Annotated in this window: 13 protein-coding genes; 5 read left to right on the top strand and 8 right to left on the bottom strand. The window is 41.7% G+C overall.

Features of this window, described 5'->3' with window-relative positions; translation table 11 throughout:
• Positions 1-138: 138 nt before the first annotated feature.
• A complete protein-coding gene (gene rluE, locus Q7657_RS18825) occupies positions 139-789 on the bottom strand; it encodes a 23S rRNA pseudouridine(2457) synthase RluE (RefSeq protein ID WP_107165364.1) in 651 nt (216 codons plus the stop codon).
• A gap of 141 nt (positions 790-930) precedes the next feature.
• Between rluE and icd the strand changes: the two genes are divergently transcribed.
• Complete coding sequence (gene icd / locus Q7657_RS18820; protein ID WP_053986920.1) at positions 931-2,184, top strand: NADP-dependent isocitrate dehydrogenase; 1,254 nt, start codon at positions 931-933, stop codon at positions 2,182-2,184.
• A gap of 482 nt (positions 2,185-2,666) precedes the next feature.
• Here icd and cspD read toward each other — a convergent pair whose 3' ends face one another.
• Entirely contained in the window at positions 2,667-2,888 is a 222-nt protein-coding gene (cspD, locus tag Q7657_RS18815; protein ID WP_008987524.1) for a cold shock domain-containing protein CspD, read from the bottom strand.
• Between the two features lie 224 nt (positions 2,889-3,112).
• On the opposite strand from cspD, the gene clpS reads away from it, so the two are divergent.
• Positions 3,113-3,433 carry an ATP-dependent Clp protease adapter ClpS gene (gene clpS, locus Q7657_RS18810; RefSeq protein ID WP_053986919.1) on the top strand — a complete coding sequence of 107 codons (321 nt, stop codon included), beginning with the start codon at positions 3,113-3,115 and terminating at the stop codon, positions 3,431-3,433.
• Between the two features lie 47 nt (positions 3,434-3,480).
• The gene (gene clpA / locus Q7657_RS18805; protein WP_107165363.1) at positions 3,481-5,748 is read left to right on the top strand and encodes an ATP-dependent Clp protease ATP-binding subunit ClpA; all 2,268 of its coding nucleotides are present in this window, start codon (positions 3,481-3,483) and stop codon (positions 5,746-5,748) included.
• A gap of 141 nt (positions 5,749-5,889) precedes the next feature.
• Here the strand turns inward: clpA and infA are convergent, their stop codons facing one another.
• The 6 genes from infA to trxB all read right to left on the bottom strand — a co-directional run bounded on the left by infA (position 5,890) and on the right by trxB (position 12,385).
• A complete protein-coding gene (infA, locus tag Q7657_RS18800) occupies positions 5,890-6,108 on the bottom strand; it encodes a translation initiation factor IF-1 (RefSeq protein WP_005368778.1) in 219 nt (72 codons plus the stop codon).
• 200 nt (positions 6,109-6,308) lie between these two features.
• Complete coding sequence (locus tag Q7657_RS18795) at positions 6,309-6,998, bottom strand: arginyltransferase (RefSeq protein WP_053986917.1); 690 nt, start codon at positions 6,996-6,998, stop codon at positions 6,309-6,311.
• A gap of 2 nt (positions 6,999-7,000) precedes the next feature.
• The gene (aat, locus tag Q7657_RS18790) at positions 7,001-7,714 is read right to left on the bottom strand and encodes a leucyl/phenylalanyl-tRNA--protein transferase (RefSeq protein WP_107165362.1); all 714 of its coding nucleotides are present in this window, start codon (positions 7,712-7,714) and stop codon (positions 7,001-7,003) included.
• Between the two features lie 116 nt (positions 7,715-7,830).
• Positions 7,831-9,552 carry a heme ABC transporter ATP-binding protein/permease CydC gene (gene cydC / locus Q7657_RS18785; protein ID WP_107165361.1) on the bottom strand — a complete coding sequence of 574 codons (1,722 nt, stop codon included), beginning with the start codon at positions 9,550-9,552 and terminating at the stop codon, positions 7,831-7,833.
• Positions 9,545-11,317, bottom strand: a complete 1,773-nt coding sequence (cydD, locus tag Q7657_RS18780) for a heme ABC transporter permease/ATP-binding protein CydD (RefSeq protein WP_107165360.1) — start codon at positions 11,315-11,317, stop codon at positions 9,545-9,547. Before cydD ends, cydC begins: the two co-directional genes overlap by 8 nt.
• Before the next feature lie 114 nt (positions 11,318-11,431).
• The gene (gene trxB / locus Q7657_RS18775) at positions 11,432-12,385 is read right to left on the bottom strand and encodes a thioredoxin-disulfide reductase (RefSeq protein ID WP_053986913.1); all 954 of its coding nucleotides are present in this window, start codon (positions 12,383-12,385) and stop codon (positions 11,432-11,434) included.
• An 878-nt stretch (positions 12,386-13,263) separates the two neighbouring features.
• On the opposite strand from trxB, the gene lrp reads away from it, so the two are divergent.
• Together lrp and Q7657_RS18765 are read left to right on the top strand one after the other, a co-directional pair.
• A complete protein-coding gene (lrp, locus tag Q7657_RS18770; protein ID WP_005368765.1) occupies positions 13,264-13,758 on the top strand; it encodes a leucine-responsive transcriptional regulator Lrp in 495 nt (164 codons plus the stop codon).
• A gap of 442 nt (positions 13,759-14,200) precedes the next feature.
• Complete coding sequence (locus Q7657_RS18765) at positions 14,201-17,377, top strand: DNA translocase FtsK 4TM domain-containing protein (protein ID WP_107165359.1); 3,177 nt, start codon at positions 14,201-14,203, stop codon at positions 17,375-17,377.
• The last annotated feature ends 60 nt before the right edge of the window (positions 17,378-17,437 follow it).

Here is a 17,437-nt window from a genome sequence, read left to right as displayed (position 1 = left end):
AACGTTTGCTATTTGTTTGGATGATAATGGATATAGTGATGAATGTGTAGTTTTTTTAGTAGGAAAGAGTGTTTTACATTTTGAACAATAATTTGTGTGTTCCTTTTTATGAAAGAAACACACAGATCAAAAGTAGAGTTAGGCTGGGGTAGTTGCTGCAAGGGTAACTTCGCGCCATTCACCAGGGGCTAAATCATCAACCGTCCATTGCGCCATTTTATAACGAATTAGACGTAGTGTTGGAAAACCAATATGCGCAGTCATACGACGAACTTGGCGATTACGGCCTTCTTTTAAAGTAATTGCAAGCCAAGTTGTTGGAATGTTTTTGCGTTCACGAATAGGTGGATTACGATCCCAAACTTGTGGTGATTCAATAACTTCTACGCCTGCTGGCAGTGTCATGCCATCTTTTAATTCCACGCCATCACGCAGTGCTTGTAAGTCAGCTTCTGTTGGTGCGCCTTCCACTTGTACCCAATACACTTTTGCTTGTTTCGATTTAGGTTGAGTTAGCCTAGCTTGTAAGACGCCATCATTAGTTAAAACCAGTAAACCTTCACTATCTTTATCTAAGCGTCCAGCAGGATAGACATCTTTTACAGGGATGAAATCGGCAAGGGTGCTATCACCCGGTTCGCCCGAAAATTGCGTGAGAGTGTTAAAAGGTTTGTTAAATAAAATGATCTTTTGTGGACCGCGAGCTCGCTTCGGTTTATTTAATTTTCTTGATGCCCTGCGCTCATTATTGGCACGTTTTGGTTGACGAATCGTGGTGTTTGGCTTCATAAATACTGGCCGTAATGGAGATTTGTAATATAGACCGTCCTATTATACTTGAAAATAACACGATTGGCGTGTTGATAAAATTTCAAGTATGATTTGCTCGCATCTTACAAAAAGATAACAAATGGACGCTAGGAGATTAAAATGGATAGTAAAGTAGTTGTACCAGCTGCAGGTCAGAAAATTACCCTAGATTCTGATGGCAAATTGGTCGTCCCTAACAACCCAATCATTCCTTACATTGAAGGTGATGGTATTGGTGTTGATGTTAGCCCTGCAATGATTAAAGTTGTCGATGCGGCTGTTAACAAAGCATATGCTGGTGATCGTAAGATTGAATGGATGGAAATCTACACTGGCGAAAAATCGACGCAAGTATACGGTGAAGATGCGTGGCTTCCACAAGAAACACTAGATTTTATCCGTGAATACAAAGTTGCAATTAAAGGTCCTTTAACTACCCCTGTTGGTGGTGGTATCCGTTCACTAAACGTAGCACTTCGTCAAGAGCTTGATCTCTACGTATGTGCACGTCCAGTACGTTACTTTGATGGCGTACCAAGCCCACTTAAACAACCTGAACTGACTGACATGGTTATTTACCGTGAAAACTCAGAAGATATCTATGCAGGTGTTGAGTTCCAAGCGGGTACAGCTGAAGCTGATAAAGTGATTAAGTTCCTACAAGATGAAATGGGTGCAACCAAAATCCGTTTCCCACAACAGTGTGGTGTAGGTATCAAGCCTGTATCTGAAGAAGGTACTAAGCGTCTAGTTCGTGCTGCGCTTCAATACACAATTGATAACGATCGTGACTCACTAACATTAGTGCACAAAGGTAACATCATGAAGTTTACCGAAGGTGCATTTAAAGATTGGGGTTACGAAGTTGCGCTACAAGAGTTCGGTGCTGAGCTGCTTGATGGCGGTCCATGGATGACATTGAAGAATCCAAACACGGGTAAAGAGATCGTAATTAAAGACTGTATCGCTGATGCATTCCTACAACAGATCCTACTTCGTCCAGCAGAGTACGATGTAATTGCAACCATGAACCTTAACGGTGACTACGTATCTGATGCACTAGCTGCACAGGTTGGTGGTATCGGTATCGCACCGGGCGCAAATATCGGTGATGGTATTGCACTGTTTGAAGCGACACACGGTACGGCACCTAAGTATGCTGGCCAAGATAAAGTGAACCCAGGTTCTCTTATTCTTTCTGCTGAGATGATGCTTCGCCACCTAGGTTGGACAGAAGCTGCAGATCTAATTATCAGCTCAATGGAAGCTGCAATTCGCAATAAGACAGTTACTTATGATTTTGAGCGTCTAATGGATGGCGCAACACTACGTAAGTGTTCTGAGTTTGCTGATGACATGATTGAACAAATGTAATCTATTGATTCTGTGAATACCAAAGCCCAGCAATGCTGGGCTTTTTTGTATTTAAAAATCACAAACTGTATGTTTGTTAGGCATTTAGTTGAGTGGTTCGTGCTTAAGATCTCAAAGGTGCTACATCACAGTAAGTAAGCTGTTTTCAATGCTAATCATTTGGCATATGATGAAAACATGTTAAGTGATATGTTAATAAAGTGTTTTAAATAAAGGCTGTTTCATTACTTTTTTGATTATTCACTATTTATTCAAAATAAGCGCTCTTTGTAAGTTTGTTTGCTGTAATTGAATACGTTGGATAATGCTGTTTAGGTATGGTTTGGCGTGGTAATTGAAGATAAGAGCGTAGACAAGTTAGTGCTTTGTTATTATGGTCTAGCTAGCGATGCCATATTGAGGGAAAGTAGGGATTCGTTTGCAAGATAAATGAAAGGCGAGCTGAACTCACCTTTAGTACGCACAAAATGGGAGATACAAGGTTACTTTGCTTCATCGCCATCAGCGAGGACTATTTCACTAGCATGGTAACCTTTAGGACCGGCTTGAACTTCATAGTTAACTTGTTGACCAGCCTTAAGTGTTCTGTATCCTTCCATCTGGATTGTAGAGTAATGGGCGAAGATATCACCTTCACCATCCTCAGGGCAGATGAAACCAAATCCTTTGGCGTTATTGAACCATTTCACTGTACCTGTTGCCATGCTTTTACATCCCTCTTGCATTCAAGTTCCATTTGGCATTAGCTGTATACTAATACATTTGATTATTTGCATACTAATGCGCTTTGATGCAGATTATATCTACTACAGGTAACACTTTAGTAAAAAGAGCAAGTCAGTCAAGTGTTCTTTGTAACATTTTGATAAAATCTTTTTTGTTGGCGTAGCTATAGCCAGCTTGTGAACTAATGAACTAAGATGAAATTATGAGTAAGTTATACGAATGGATTAGCCCTGACTCCGATATTTTAGAAGAGGAAGAGATTCAGGTTAAGCCACCATCGATGTACAAAGTGATCTTAAATAATGATGATTACACGCCGATGGATTTTGTGATAGAAGTGTTACAAACGTTCTTCTCCATGGATCTGGAGAAAGCTGCTCAGTTGATGCTCGCTGTTCATTATGAAGGTAAGGCGGTATGCGGAACCTTTACAGCAGAAGTAGCAGAAACAAAAGTAGCTCAAGTCATGATGTACGCACGCGAACATGAACATCCGCTGCTGTGTACAATGGAAAAAGCATAATCTTTTTCCGGCACGCCATATCGAGTGGTTTTTAGGGGAGGTGCCTTATGCTAAATAAAGAACTTGAAGCGAGTCTAAACGGTGCATTTGCCCGTGCGCGTGAAAAGCGTCATGAGTTTATGACAGTTGAACATTTACTGTTAGCTCTGTTAGAGAATGTTGCGGCCCAAGAGGCTCTATTAGCGTGTCGCGCTGATTTAGACCAATTGCGTCGTGAATTAGATTCATTCATCGAACAAACAACGCCATTAATTCCCGCTGATGATGAAAGCCGTGAAACACAACCTACGCTAAGTTTCCAGCGTGTTTTACAGCGTGCAGTATTCCATGTTCAATCATCAGGCCGTAGTGAAGTTACTGGTGCCAACGTACTTGTCGCGATTTTTAGCGAGCAAGAGTCCCATGCTGCATATCTATTGAAGAAAAGTGATATTAGCCGTCTTGATGTGGTTAATTTTATCTCTCACGGTACTGTTAAAGACAGCGATAATGATGATGTAAATTCTTCAGATATGGGGAATGGCGAAGATCAACGTGCAGAGGCTAGCTCTGAAGATAAACTAGAGAACTTTGCAACGAATCTTAACCAACTAGCGAAATCAGGTGGTATTGATCCGTTAATTGGTCGCGATAAAGAGCTTGAACGCACCGTTCAGGTATTATGTCGCCGCCGTAAGAATAACCCATTATTAGTTGGTGAAGCTGGTGTGGGTAAAACAGCGATTGCTGAAGGTTTAGCTTGGCGTATCGTTGAAGGTCAAGTACCAGATATTATTCAAGATTGTGTGATTTACTCATTGGATATTGGTTCGCTATTAGCCGGTACTAAATATCGCGGTGATTTCGAAAAACGTTTCAAAGGTATTTTGAAGCAGTTAGAGAAAGAAGATCATGCAGTACTGTTCATTGATGAAATTCACACCATTATTGGTGCAGGTGCAGCTTCCGGTGGTCAAGTTGATGCAGCTAACTTAATTAAACCTCTACTAAGTAGCGGTAAATTACGTTGTATGGGCTCGACGACTTATCAAGAGTACAGCAATATCTTTGAGAAAGAGCGTGCCTTATCACGTCGTTTCCAAAAAATTGATGTGATTGAGCCATCACTCGATGACACTACTAAGATCTTGATGGGTTTGAAGCCGAAATATGAAGCTCACCATGAAGTACGTTTTACTAATAAAGCGATTCGTGCAGCTGTAGAGCTTTCAGCAAAATACATTAATGAGCGTCATTTACCTGATAAAGCGATTGACGTTATTGATGAAGCGGGCGCACGTTGTCGTTTAGCACCAGCTAACCGTCGTAAGAAAACTGTGAACGTCAGTGATATCGAAGCCATGATTGCGAAGATGGCACGAATTCCTGAGAAATCGATTTCATCGAGCGATCGTGATGTATTACAGAGCCTTGATGACAAGCTTAAAATGCTGGTATTCGGTCAAAATGATGCCATTGATGTACTGACTGAAACCATCAAATTAAGCCGTGCAGGTCTTGGTGCTGAAAATAAACCTGTAGGTTCATTCTTGTTTGCAGGCCCGACAGGGGTAGGTAAAACAGAAGTGACTGTGCAACTTGCTCGTACATTAGGTATTGAGCTATTACGCTTTGACATGTCTGAGTACATGGAGCGTCACACAGTAAGCCGTTTGATTGGTGCACCACCAGGTTATGTGGGATACGATCAAGGTGGTCTGTTAACAGATGCTGTGATCAAGCATCCGCACTCAGTGGTACTGCTTGATGAGATTGAAAAAGCGCATCCAGATGTATTTAACCTGCTACTACAGGTAATGGATAACGGTACGCTAACAGATAACAACGGTCGTAAAGCGGATTTCCGTAACGTGATTTTCGTTATGACAACGAACGCTGGTGTAACGGAAACTGTGCGTAAGTCAATTGGTCTTATCCAACAAGATCATAGTCATGATGCGATGACTGAAATTAAGCGTGTCTTTACACCTGAGTTTAGAAACCGTCTTGATAACATTATTTGGTTCAACCATCTTGAGAAAGATGTAATTGGTCAGGTGGTCGATAAGTTCATTGTAGAGCTGCAAGCTCAACTTGATGCACGTGGTGTTTCAATGGAAGTATCAGATCGTGCTCGTGATTGGATGGCAGATAAAGGTTACGATAAATCAATGGGTGCGCGACCAATGGCACGTGTCATTCAGGATAACTTGAAGAAACCTTTAGCGAATGAATTGCTATTTGGTTGCTTGGTTAACGGAGGCTCGGTTCGTGTTGACTTTGTTAATGGCGAACTTGATTTCCAATTCAGCAGCGAAATGGAACCAGCCCATTAATTAAATTGAATAGATAAAACAATAACGCCGAAGAGCTAATAACACTTCGGCGTTTTTTTATCTAACGAATCGCTTTTCAATAGATAAAATAAAACCCAGCATGTGGCTGGGTTTCATTGCATCGTTAATCTTGAATGAAAATTAACGTGCGCGGAAGACGATGCGACCTTTAGTTAGATCGTAAGGAGTCAGTTCCACAGTTACTTTGTCACCAGTAAGGATACGGATGTAGTTTTTACGCATCTTACCAGAGATGTGAGCAGTAACTACGTGACCGTTTTCCAGCTCAACACGGAACATTGTATTAGGTAGTGTATCTAGTACAGTACCTGCCATTTCAATTACGTCTTCTTTTGCCATTGAATCCTCTTAGGCTACCAGCCATTCATCTTGATCGGGCTGGATAATGCCTCGAAACTGTTTAAGTGTAAAGTTTAGGACGTAATTTTACCCTTGCCAGTTGTCTTTGTCAGCTTTTGTTCGCGATTAATACGCATTTTCTAGTTAAATTAACATCAAGCTGTCTTGTTTGTTTTTTCATTGCTTTAGATTTAAGCAAACTATTGCCAAATACCGCCTATAAGCTTTTGGTGAGGAGCAAAACGCGTTTTATAGTTCATCGCTTTACAAGCATCTATTTGATATCCCGGATAGAGCCACTGTCGGTTTGATTGTCGGCAAAATTCAATTTGGAATAACACACATAAAGTGCCAAGTGACAATGGGTGCTCTGGTTCAAAAAAACTATAAACAGCACTCAGTGCATCAGCAAATACGTCAGTCACTGCAACAGCTATAAGTTTTTCATTTTCATAAACATGCAAGAAAGCCGTAGCCATCCAAGGGGCGGTGACAAAATCAAAAAACTGTTCTTTATTGGCTGGATACATCGAGCCTGTCGAGTGACGAATACGGATATACTTTTCGTATAATTCAAACCAATTATCATCAAGCTCTGTCTTAAATTCCCAGCGTAATTTACGCATTTGTGCTAATTGTCTTTTCTGGCTACGTGAAGGAACGAATGCCGGACAATCAATACGTAATGGGGTACATGCTGAGCATGCATTACACATAGGTTTGTAAATAGCGCGACCACTCCGACGATAGCCTGACGTAATTAGTACTTTATAGCCTTCTGGCGATAGCCATTGAGGATCTATCACAACACCTAATTGCTCTTTTTCATCAGGTAAGTAACTGCATTCAGATTCAGGTGTTAAGCCAACTTGTAAAGATAACTGATTCATTACTATGCCTGTGCTACTGGTATTGGTTGAGATTGATAGGTATGGCTTGCTAGTGCAATGTCTCGTTGTTGATATAAATGCTGAAGAAAAGCATTTCGTTCAAGAGTTTCAGCTCCTAATGATTCAAGGTGTGGGTTCATCATCTGACAATCAATTAATGTGCCACCTTGCTGTGTGAAGTAACGACAAAACTGCCATAACGCAATTTTAGAGGCGTTATCAGCGAGTGAAAACATTGATTCACCACAGAAGATTGTTCCCACTTCAATCCCATAAAAACCACCGACAAGCTCGTTATCAGCCCAAACTTCGACAGAATGGCAAAAACCTAAGTCATGCAATGTCTGATAGGCTGTGATCATCTCTTCAGTTATCCACGTTTGCTCAGGACCTCGGCAACTGGCACAGTGACGGATAACATCGTGGCAGGCCTGGTTGATTGTGATTTTATAGCCTGATTTTTTGAAAAATTTACGTAGGCTTTTACTTGGTTTAAAAGTGCTTGGGTGAAAAACGCCGCGTGGTGTTGGGCTCCACCATAACAGAGGTTCACCTTCTGAAAACCAAGGGAAGATCCCTTCACGGTAGGCATTATGCAGTCGCAGAGGGCTGAGATCACCACCCATTGCGAGCAACCCGTTTGGCTCTGCAAGTGCGTTGCTAGGGTGAGGGAATTGATAAGAGTCAGTATCAATTTCTGGTAAATAGATAGTCATACAGCACTGATAATATTAGTAAATCTTTAGAAATTATAAGCTAGTTGTTAGCAATATAGAGAATAAGATAAATAAAAAGGCGATACAGAGGTATCGCCTTTGAAGAGTGATTGCTATTAAATGCGATTACACAATTCAGCGTAACGCCCTTGTTGGGCTAGTAATACTTGATGCTTACCACGCTCGATGATCTCACCTTCATCCATTAAGCAGATTTGATCCATTTGATCGAGACCCACTAAACGGTGAGTGATAAACAAGACTGTTTTATCTTTAGCGTGTTCTAACAGTAGCGATAGGATTTGCTGCTCGGTACGGCGATCAAGTCCTTCGGTTGGTTCATCCATGAGTAGGATAGGTGCATTATGCAGTAGAGCACGAGCAATACCTAAACGACGACGTTCACCTCCGGAGATCTGACGACCACCGTTACCTAACCATGTATCTAAGCCTTTATCTTCAAGTAATGCAGATAAGCCAACTTGAATTAACGCTTCGGTAAATTCAGCATCTGTACCATTAGGTTTTGCCAATATGAGGTTTTCACGTAATGAGCCGTTGAAGATATCAACACGCTGGCTAACTACAGTAATCGCTTTACGCAGTGAAGCTTCACTCCACTCTGGTAGCGGCTTACCATCTAGCAGAATGTGTCCTTGTTGAGGATCCCAGCTACGAGTAATCAGTTGTAATAGTGTCGATTTACCACACCCCGTACGACCTAATAGAGCGAGTTTCTCGCCTTGTTTCAAATCGATAGAGATGTCTTTAACAACAGCTTGAGTACTACCATAGTAGGTATAGCTGACATTTTCGAGCTTCAGCTCACCTTGTGCATCACCATGATAACCGTTTGGATCAAAGACCGTATCAGGTGTCGCTTCAATGATTTCATTTAGGCGTTTTGCTGATGTTAAGGTTTGACCTAAATATTGGAAAGCACCTGCCACAGGCATCATCATCTCAAAACTCGCCATTGTGGCAAACGCAACCATAGCAACAAACGGATCTGGCGCATGACCACCAATACCATCAGCGGCAATCCATAGAATCACCACCAACGTCCAGCCTGTTGCAGCCATTAAAATGCCGTTAGCGAGACCAGTTAAACTCGCCATTTTACGTTGCGCAGCAAGCAGTTGATCTTGCTCTGCTTCTGCTTGTTGGCGGTAACGTGATTCAGCATTAAACAGTAATAGCTCTGCGTGCCCTTGCAGCCAATCAAGCAGTTTTACACGGTAGTTCGCTTTAGCAAATGTGAGTTGTTCACCATTACGTTTACCTAAACGGTAAAAAATAATAGGCAAAACAATCATTAACACTAATAGAATACCACCTAAGGTAAAACCAATAGTGGGAGCAAACCAAGCGAGAAACGCGGTGATTGCTGCAATACCTAATACGCCAATGACTAATGGGCTAACCAGTCGTAGATAGATGTGATCCATTGCGTCAACATCTGCGACTAAGCGGTTAAGCAAATCCGCATCACGTAGGTTAGTTTGACGTCCCGGAATAAGTGGTGTTAGTTTTCTAAAGAAGAATAAACGCAGATCAGCGAGTAACTTGAAAGTTGCGTTATGGCTAACAACACGCTCACCCCAACGACCCGCAGTACGTGCCATAGAGAAACCACGCACACCAGCACCTGGCAGCATGTAGTTAAATGTTTCTCGGGCGATAGTTAAACCAGCAACGGCAGAAGCAGCAATAAACCAACCGGATAGGGTTAATAGGCTGATAGCTGCAAGGATTGTTGCTAAGCCTAAAATCATACCCAGCGTTAAGCCAAACCAGTGTTTACGGTAAAGCTTTAGGTAAGGGATTAAATCACGCATCGAGATCCCTCTTATCTGTGTGGCTTAGCATATCGGCTAAAAGACCATGTTGACTGATTTCGGCAAATGCACCATTTTGCACCAGCTTACCATTTTCCATCACAAGAACGCGATCCATGGCATGAAGCTGATCTAAACGGTGGCTAACCATTAATGTGGTGTGTTGTTGAACAGCACGACTAAGACTTTCAAGCACTAAACGTTCACTGTTTGCATCAAGGCTGGCTGTTGGCTCGTCTAAAATCCAAAATGCGCCTTGCTGTAACATGGCGCGAGCAACCGCAATTCGCTGCGCTTGACCTACGGACAAACCACCAGAACGATCACCAACATGATGTTGATAGCCTTTTTCTAAGCGATTAATGAATTCATTAGCGTACGCTTCTTTAGCAACTTGAGTGACTTGCGTTTGCTCTGCGAGTGGATTGCCTAATGTGATGTTGTCGTAAATCGTACCGTGTACAAGTAACGGGTTTTGGCCTACCCAGCTGATCGCTTGACGCCATTCACTGTGATTAAGCTCTTTTAATTCCACACCGTTAACTTTGATGCTGCCTCGGTAGGGGAGGAAACCCAGTAATGCGTTTAACAAACTGGTTTTGCCTGCACCACTTGGGCCAACTAACGCCACATGCTCATTGGCATTGATATCGAACGTTAGAGGGCCTGCCAATTTTTGACCTTCAGGGCTGAGGACTTCTAAATCGGTAACCGAGATGTGAATTTTCTCAGGGTTTGCTAATGCTTTTGAACCATCCGTCATTTCGTCTGCTTCAATATTTAGAAACTCAACGATGGATTCTGCCGCACCAATAGCTTGTGCCTTAGCGTGGTAAAACGTACCGAGATCTCGCAGTGGTTGGTAAAACTCAGGGGCAAGAACCAGAATAAACAAACCAGTAAATAAGCTAATTGGAATGCCATAGTTACCGAAGTTTAGCTCACCAATGAATGCAAAACCGAAGTAAACAGCCACGATTGCAACGGAAATAGCTGAGAAAAACTCTAAAACTGCAGAAGATAAGAAAGCTAAACGTAAGACTTCCATCGTACGTTTACGCAATACGTGGGAAGCAGCATGCAGGTTCTCTGCTTCAGCTTCTGCACGGTCAAATAAGCGCAGTGTACTTAAGCCTTGTAAACGATCATAAAAATGACCGGATAAACGCTGTAATGCCTTGAAGTTACGGCGGTTTGCGTCTGCCGCACCTAACCCAACTAATGCCATAAATAGTGGTACAAGCGGAGCGGTAAGAAGAAATATAAGGCCGGCTGCCCAGTTGAGCGGGAATACAGCAAATAAGATAACAACAGGGATCAGTACTGATAGGGACATTTGAGGCAGATAGCGAGCAAAGAAGTCTTGCATCTCTTCCACTTGCTCAAGCACTAAGCTTGCCCATGTACCCGCTGGTTTTCCTTTAATATACGCCGGACCTAAACTTTGTAGACGATTTAAGATCAGTTGACGGATATGTAAGCGTATTTGTTCACCACAACGATAGCCGAAAATTTCTCTTCCCCAGCTACAGAGCGCACGTAAACCAATGATGATAAATAAGCCTACAAATTGGTTAATTAGAGAATATTTATCAGCGTGTTCGATGATTAATTGATGCAGAATGCTAGCAAGTAAAGCTGCTTGACCAACCAGTAGCAAACCAGACACAAAGCCTAATCCGACACTGAGCATTAGCCAACGTTTAGCTAACTTGCTTTGAGATTTAAGCCACTTGGTTAAATCACGCTGTAATTGTTTATCCATATATGGGTTTCATTACGGGGGTTAACGGTGGGTCGCTCATCGTTAAATGGTGAGCATCACTTAACGATGAGATAAACAAACCGCAACACTAAGGTCGCGGTTTTGAGGTATTACTTATTTTTTTGCATCTAGGTAACGTTCAGCATCTAGCGCAGCCATACAACCTGTACCTGCTGATGTGATTGCTTGACGGTAGTTATGATCCATCACATCACCAGCAGCGAAGATACCTTCAATGCTTGTTTGTGTTGCATTACCGTTTAAGCCTGATTGTACTTTGATGTAGCCATTTTCCATGTCTAATTGACCGTCGAAAATCGCAGTGTTTGGCTGGTGGCCGATTGCAATAAATACGCCCATTACTTCTAACTCTTCTGTTGAGTCAGAGTTAGTGTCTTTTAAGCGAAGAGCTGTCACGCCCATATCATCACCTAGCACTTCATCAAGTGTGCGATCAGTGTGAAGGATGATATTACCGTTTGCCACTTTATCCATTAGGCGATCAATAAGGATTTTCTCTGAACGGAATGTGTCACGACGGTGGATCAGGTGAACTTCAGAGGCAATGTTAGACAGGTAAAGCGCTTCTTCAACAGCGGTATTACCACCACCGACAACTGCAACTTTTTGATTGCGGTAGAAGAAACCGTCACACGTTGCACAAGCAGATACACCACGACCTTTGAATGCTTCTTCAGATTCTAAACCGATATATTTTGCTGATGCGCCTGTTGAGATAATTAATGCATCACATGTGTAAGTGCTGTTTTCGCCTTTTAGCAGGAAAGGGCGTTGGCTAAAGTCGGTTTCAACAATGTAATCAGTGATAATTTCAGTGTTAAATTTTTCTGCGTGAGCTTTCATGCGATCCATTAGTGCAGGACCGGTTAGATCATCGGCATCACCTGGCCAGTTTTCAACTTCTGTTGTTGTGGTTAATTGACCACCTTGCTGCATGCCTGTGATCATCACAGGATTTAAGTTTGCACGTGCAGCATAAACCGCAGCAGTATAACCTGCTGGACCAGAACCAAGGATGAGTAGATTACAATGTTTTACGTTACTCATTTCTTCTCCAGGCTGAATGAGATTATTGTTATAGAAGATTGATTGTAGGTAAATTGCAGACGTAAAGGAAGAGTCGAATTAAGAATAGCTTGTTGTCAATTCGTCCTGAGATATAACAAAAAATCACAAAACAGGATTAAATAAGTTAAGAAATAAAATGTTATATCCATCACAAAAAAAAGCGAAAGATAATGAATGCCTTAATTGGTTAATTTTGCAAAATCAGATCATCTTTTTATATATGTTGATTTTTACATTTCTACGTAGTCGTTAATCATAGAATCGGTTGTTAATGATTTAAACAAAATGACAAACCACTTGTAACATACTGATCTTTTAGCGTTTAACGCTGTACTCTGATGTTTAATATGATCCACAGCTGACAGGGCTAAAATGAGTATGTCATGGCTTAAAGCATAATTAATGCATTTTTATTCTCTTATTTATGCGAAATGAGCGCACTTTGTTGCCAATGATATGAAGTTAAAGATACAAGATTAATGAGTTTTAAGCACATTTTCGTCGTGATTATTACCTTATTTACTAAGGTTTTACTTTGACAATCATTTCTTATCTGGTAAAAATTTCTATAACTGCATTTAAAACCTCACTTTATTTTGTATTGTGAGGAAATGATAAGTATTCATTTTTAGAGTTAAATTCTAATGTGTTTTGGCAGGATGCTAGGCCTGTGTAGGGGACATCTGTAGCATGATCATCTTTATAGTGTAGTTGATTGCGCAAGTGAGCATTTGGCCGGATATAAGTTATTAGCTGTAGTTTATTACTATTGTTTTTGACTTATTCAGTATTTGATTCTAAAAATAGATAGAATGTAGTATATTTTTTTGCAAGGAAGTAAGAAGGTGGAATAAAAAATGGTAGATACCAAAAAGAAACCGTCCAAGGAATTGGATCGCATTGACCGTAACATACTGAATGAACTTCAAAAAGATGGTCGAATTTCTAACGTTGAACTGTCTAAGCGTGTTGGTTTATCGCCAACACCTTGTCTTGAGCGTGTTCGTCGACTAGAGCGTCAGGGCTACATTAGTGGCTATACAGCACTTCTGAATCCACAATTTCTTGATGCCTCACTTTTAGTGTTTGTTGAAATTACACTAAACCGCGGTGCGCCTGATGTATTTGAGCAGTTTAATAAATCAGTACAAGAGCTAGAAGATATTCAAGAGTGTCATCTAGTTTCTGGTGATTTTGACTACTTGTTGAAGACACGTGTATCTGACATGTCTGCATACCGTAAGTTACTAGGTGAAACGTTACTTCGCCTACCGGGTGTAAATGACACACGTACTTACGTGGTAATGGAAGAAGTGAAACAATCAAATAATCTCGTTATTAAAACACGATAAGCGACTGCGAAGCGTTGAAATAACTGAATAAACGAGCGGCTATGGCCGCTCGTTTTGTTTTTATTAAATCAAAACGCTTACGTACTGTTGTTTAATTGGGCAAACGGTTATTCAAATTGACATAATGATGAATTTTTTTATCTATTCACCGTCTAAAATAAGATTTTGATATGAACTATTTGTACCTAGCCATTGTGGAGAAATAGGCAACTTTTTCACTAAAAAGTTTTTCGGTACACAGACAATGTGCGCAATTAGTATAGAATAGTGGCATTGAGACAATGACATTGTATTTTTGATATTTGGCTAAGCTTTATAGCGCATTTGGTTATGAAGATTACTATTGGTCGATGAATGTCTTAGATTTCTGGCAAGTTTTTGAGTTTTTATAGAGACATCGGAGTTATCCTTGAGGAAGATTAAAGGTAAAAAACTGTCCCAGATGCGTTTGTCAGGTACACAACGCATCATTGAAGGTTTTTTAATCATCAGTATTTTAGCCGCTATTTATCTAATGGTGGCATTGGTAACATTTAACCCTGCAGATCCATCATGGTCACAAACTGCATGGGATGGAGTTGTACAGAATAAAGCTGGCGCATTAGGCGCTTTAGTTGCTGATACATTTTTCTTCAGCTTTGGCTCTTTAGCTTATGTTTTTCCTGCCTTAATTGTATTACTAGGTACTTACTTATTCCGTCGACGCTCAAAAAGTTTATCCCATGACTACATGGTTTACGGTACGCGTCTGTTAGGTCTCATTTTATTGTTACTGACTAGCTGTGGCCTTGCCGATCTAAACTTTGATGATATTTGGTACTTCTCATCAGGCGGTGTAGTAGGGGATGTAGTGTCAAATATCTCTATGCCGTTATTGAATGTACTAGGTACCACGTTAGTGTTAATGGCAATTTGGGCGATTGGCTTTACATTATTCTCTGGTGTTTCTTGGACATCTATTGCAGATACATTGGGTGAGAAGACGCTTTCATCATTAACGTGGTTCTTAAATAAATTCCGTTCAGATAAGCATGAGGTGATGCGACCTTTTGCAACAGAAATCCCTGATGAATCTGAAATGCCTTATATCGCTCAATTAGATGAGTTTGATGCAGGGGACGATCCATTATTATCTTCTTACGCTGATGACTTCACATCTGTAGAGAAAAAAGAGCCGTCATCGCCTTATAAAATTGTTCGTGCTAACTCAGCGATCACACGCGATCCATTATTAGAGCCAAGCCCTATTGTTGAACCGGCAGTGGAGCCTGTGGGATCTCAACCAGTGGCGCAACCACAAGCGGCAGTTCAGCAACCTGTGGAAACTCAGCCAGTGGCACAACCACAAGCAGCGGTACAACAACCTGTAGTATCTCAATCAGTGGCACAACCACAAGCAGCGGTACAACAACCTGTAGTATCTCAGCCTGTTGCACAACCACAAGCGGCAGTTCAACAACCTGTAGTATCTCAACCAGTGGCACAACCACAAGCAGCGGTACAACAGCCTGTAGTATCTCAGCCAGTGACACAGCCACAAGCGGCAGTTCAACAACCTGTGGTAACTCAGCCTGTAGCACAACCACAAGCAGCGGTACAACAACCTGTGGTATCTCAGCCAGTGGTACAGCCACAAGCAGAAGTACAACAGCCTGTGGCTCAACCACAATCTCAAGTATCAGCTCAACAACCTCGTGGACTTTCTATTGAAGAGCTAGAGCGTGAGTTAGATAAAGATGAAGACTTCACCGTTCCTGTTGATGAGTACACGCAAAGTGCGATTGATGCTGCTGAACCTACGGTTTCACCACAAGCTTATGCGCCTCAACAAAGTGCTATAGCTGCTGCAGAAGCCGTACAGCCAGCTGTAGTTGAACCTACAATCACACAATCATTTGCAGCTCAACCTACACCAGGTAGTGATATTGAAATTGGTGTTCAAGACGGTATGTCTGAACTTGAGCGTGGTGAAGCACCATTAACAGCAGAAGAGCAAGAGAAAGCAGATCAAGAAGCCTTTTTACAAAACATTCGTGATCTACAAAAAGAACAAGCACACTTGGCTGGATTAGATAATCCATTTTTAATGCAAACAGAAGTTGATCTTCCTGCGCCAACATCACCAATGCCGACATTAGACTTACTTCAAGAAGCTCGTCGTACAGTCGAACCTGCTTCTGAGGAAGAGTTGCAAGCGACAGCTGCGTTAATTGAATCTAAGTTAGTTGATTACAAAATTAAAGCGCAGGTGAAAGGGATCTATCCGGGGCCGGTTATTACCCGCTTTGAATTAGATTTAGCGCCGGGTGTGAAAGTTAGCCGTATTTCTGGTCTATCAAAAGACTTGGCTCGCGCACTATCAGTGATGGCTGTACGTGTAGTAGAAGCGATCCCTGGTAAGCCATACATTGGTTTAGAGCTGCCAAATAAAGGCCGTGAGACGGTTTATTTATCAGAAGTGATTGCAAGTGATCGTTTCCAGAATATGAATGGTTCACTACCAATTGTATTAGGTAGTGATATTGCTGGTGAAGCTGTTGTTGCTGACTTAAGTAAAATGCCACACTTATTGGTTGCAGGTACGACAGGCTCTGGTAAGTCAGTGGGTGTAAACGTAATGATTTTGAGCTTGCTATATAAGTGTAAGCCAGAAGATTGTCGTTTTATTATGATTGACCCGAAAATGTTGGAGCTTTCAATTTATGAAGGTATTCCGCACCTACTGACTGAAGTTGTTACTGACATGAAAGATGCAGGTAATGCCCTACGTTGGTGTGTTGGTGAAATGGAACGTCGTTATAAGCTAATGGCGAAATGTGGCGTACGTAACCTAGCGGGCTTCAACGATAAATTAGAGGAAGCAGCGGCGGCAGGTTACCCTATCCATGATCCATTATGGCAACCAGGCGATACCATGGATGAGTACCCACCATTACTGGAAAAAATGCCAAGTATTGTGGTGATCATCGATGAATTTGCTGATTTGATGATGGTTGTAGGTAAGAAAGTCGAAGAGTTGATTGCTCGTCTGGCACAGAAAGCACGTGCGGCAGGTATTCACTTAGTTCTTGCGACTCAGCGTCCATCAGTAGATGTTATCACTGGTTTGATCAAAGCAAACATTCCAACACGTATGGCGTTTACTGTGTCAACCAAGACGGATTCACGAACCATTCTTGACCAAGGTGGTGCAGAGTCACTACTGGGTATGGGTGATATGTTGTATCTTCCACCGGGTCAAAGTCACACCACACGTGTTCACGGTGCATTTGCATCAGATGATGATGTTCATAATGTGGTTAACGATTGGAAAGCACGTGGCAAGCCACAATATATCGATAGTATCTTAAGCTCTGATCAAGGTGCAGAAAGTTTACTCCCTGGTGAAACATCGACAGGTGGTGATGACGATATTGACCAATTGTTTGATGAAGTAGCAGCGTTTGTTACGGAAACACGTCGAGCATCAGTATCAGGTGTTCAACGTCGCTTTAAGATTGGTTATAACCGCGCTGCTCGTATTGTCGAGCAATTAGAAGCACATGGTATTGTTAGTCCTCCGGGGCATAACTCAAACCGAGAAGTATTAGCGCCAGCGCCAGTACAGATCCATGATTAATGAAATCACCGACAACTTGTTGTTAGTGAATTTATAGCGTAACTTAAACCGCTGTAACAT

The organism is Candidatus Photobacterium acropomis (assembly GCF_030685555.1).
Classification (GTDB): Bacteria; Pseudomonadota; Gammaproteobacteria; order Enterobacterales; family Vibrionaceae; genus Photobacterium; species Photobacterium lucens.
This window is presented reverse-complemented; position numbering and strand designations above follow the sequence as displayed.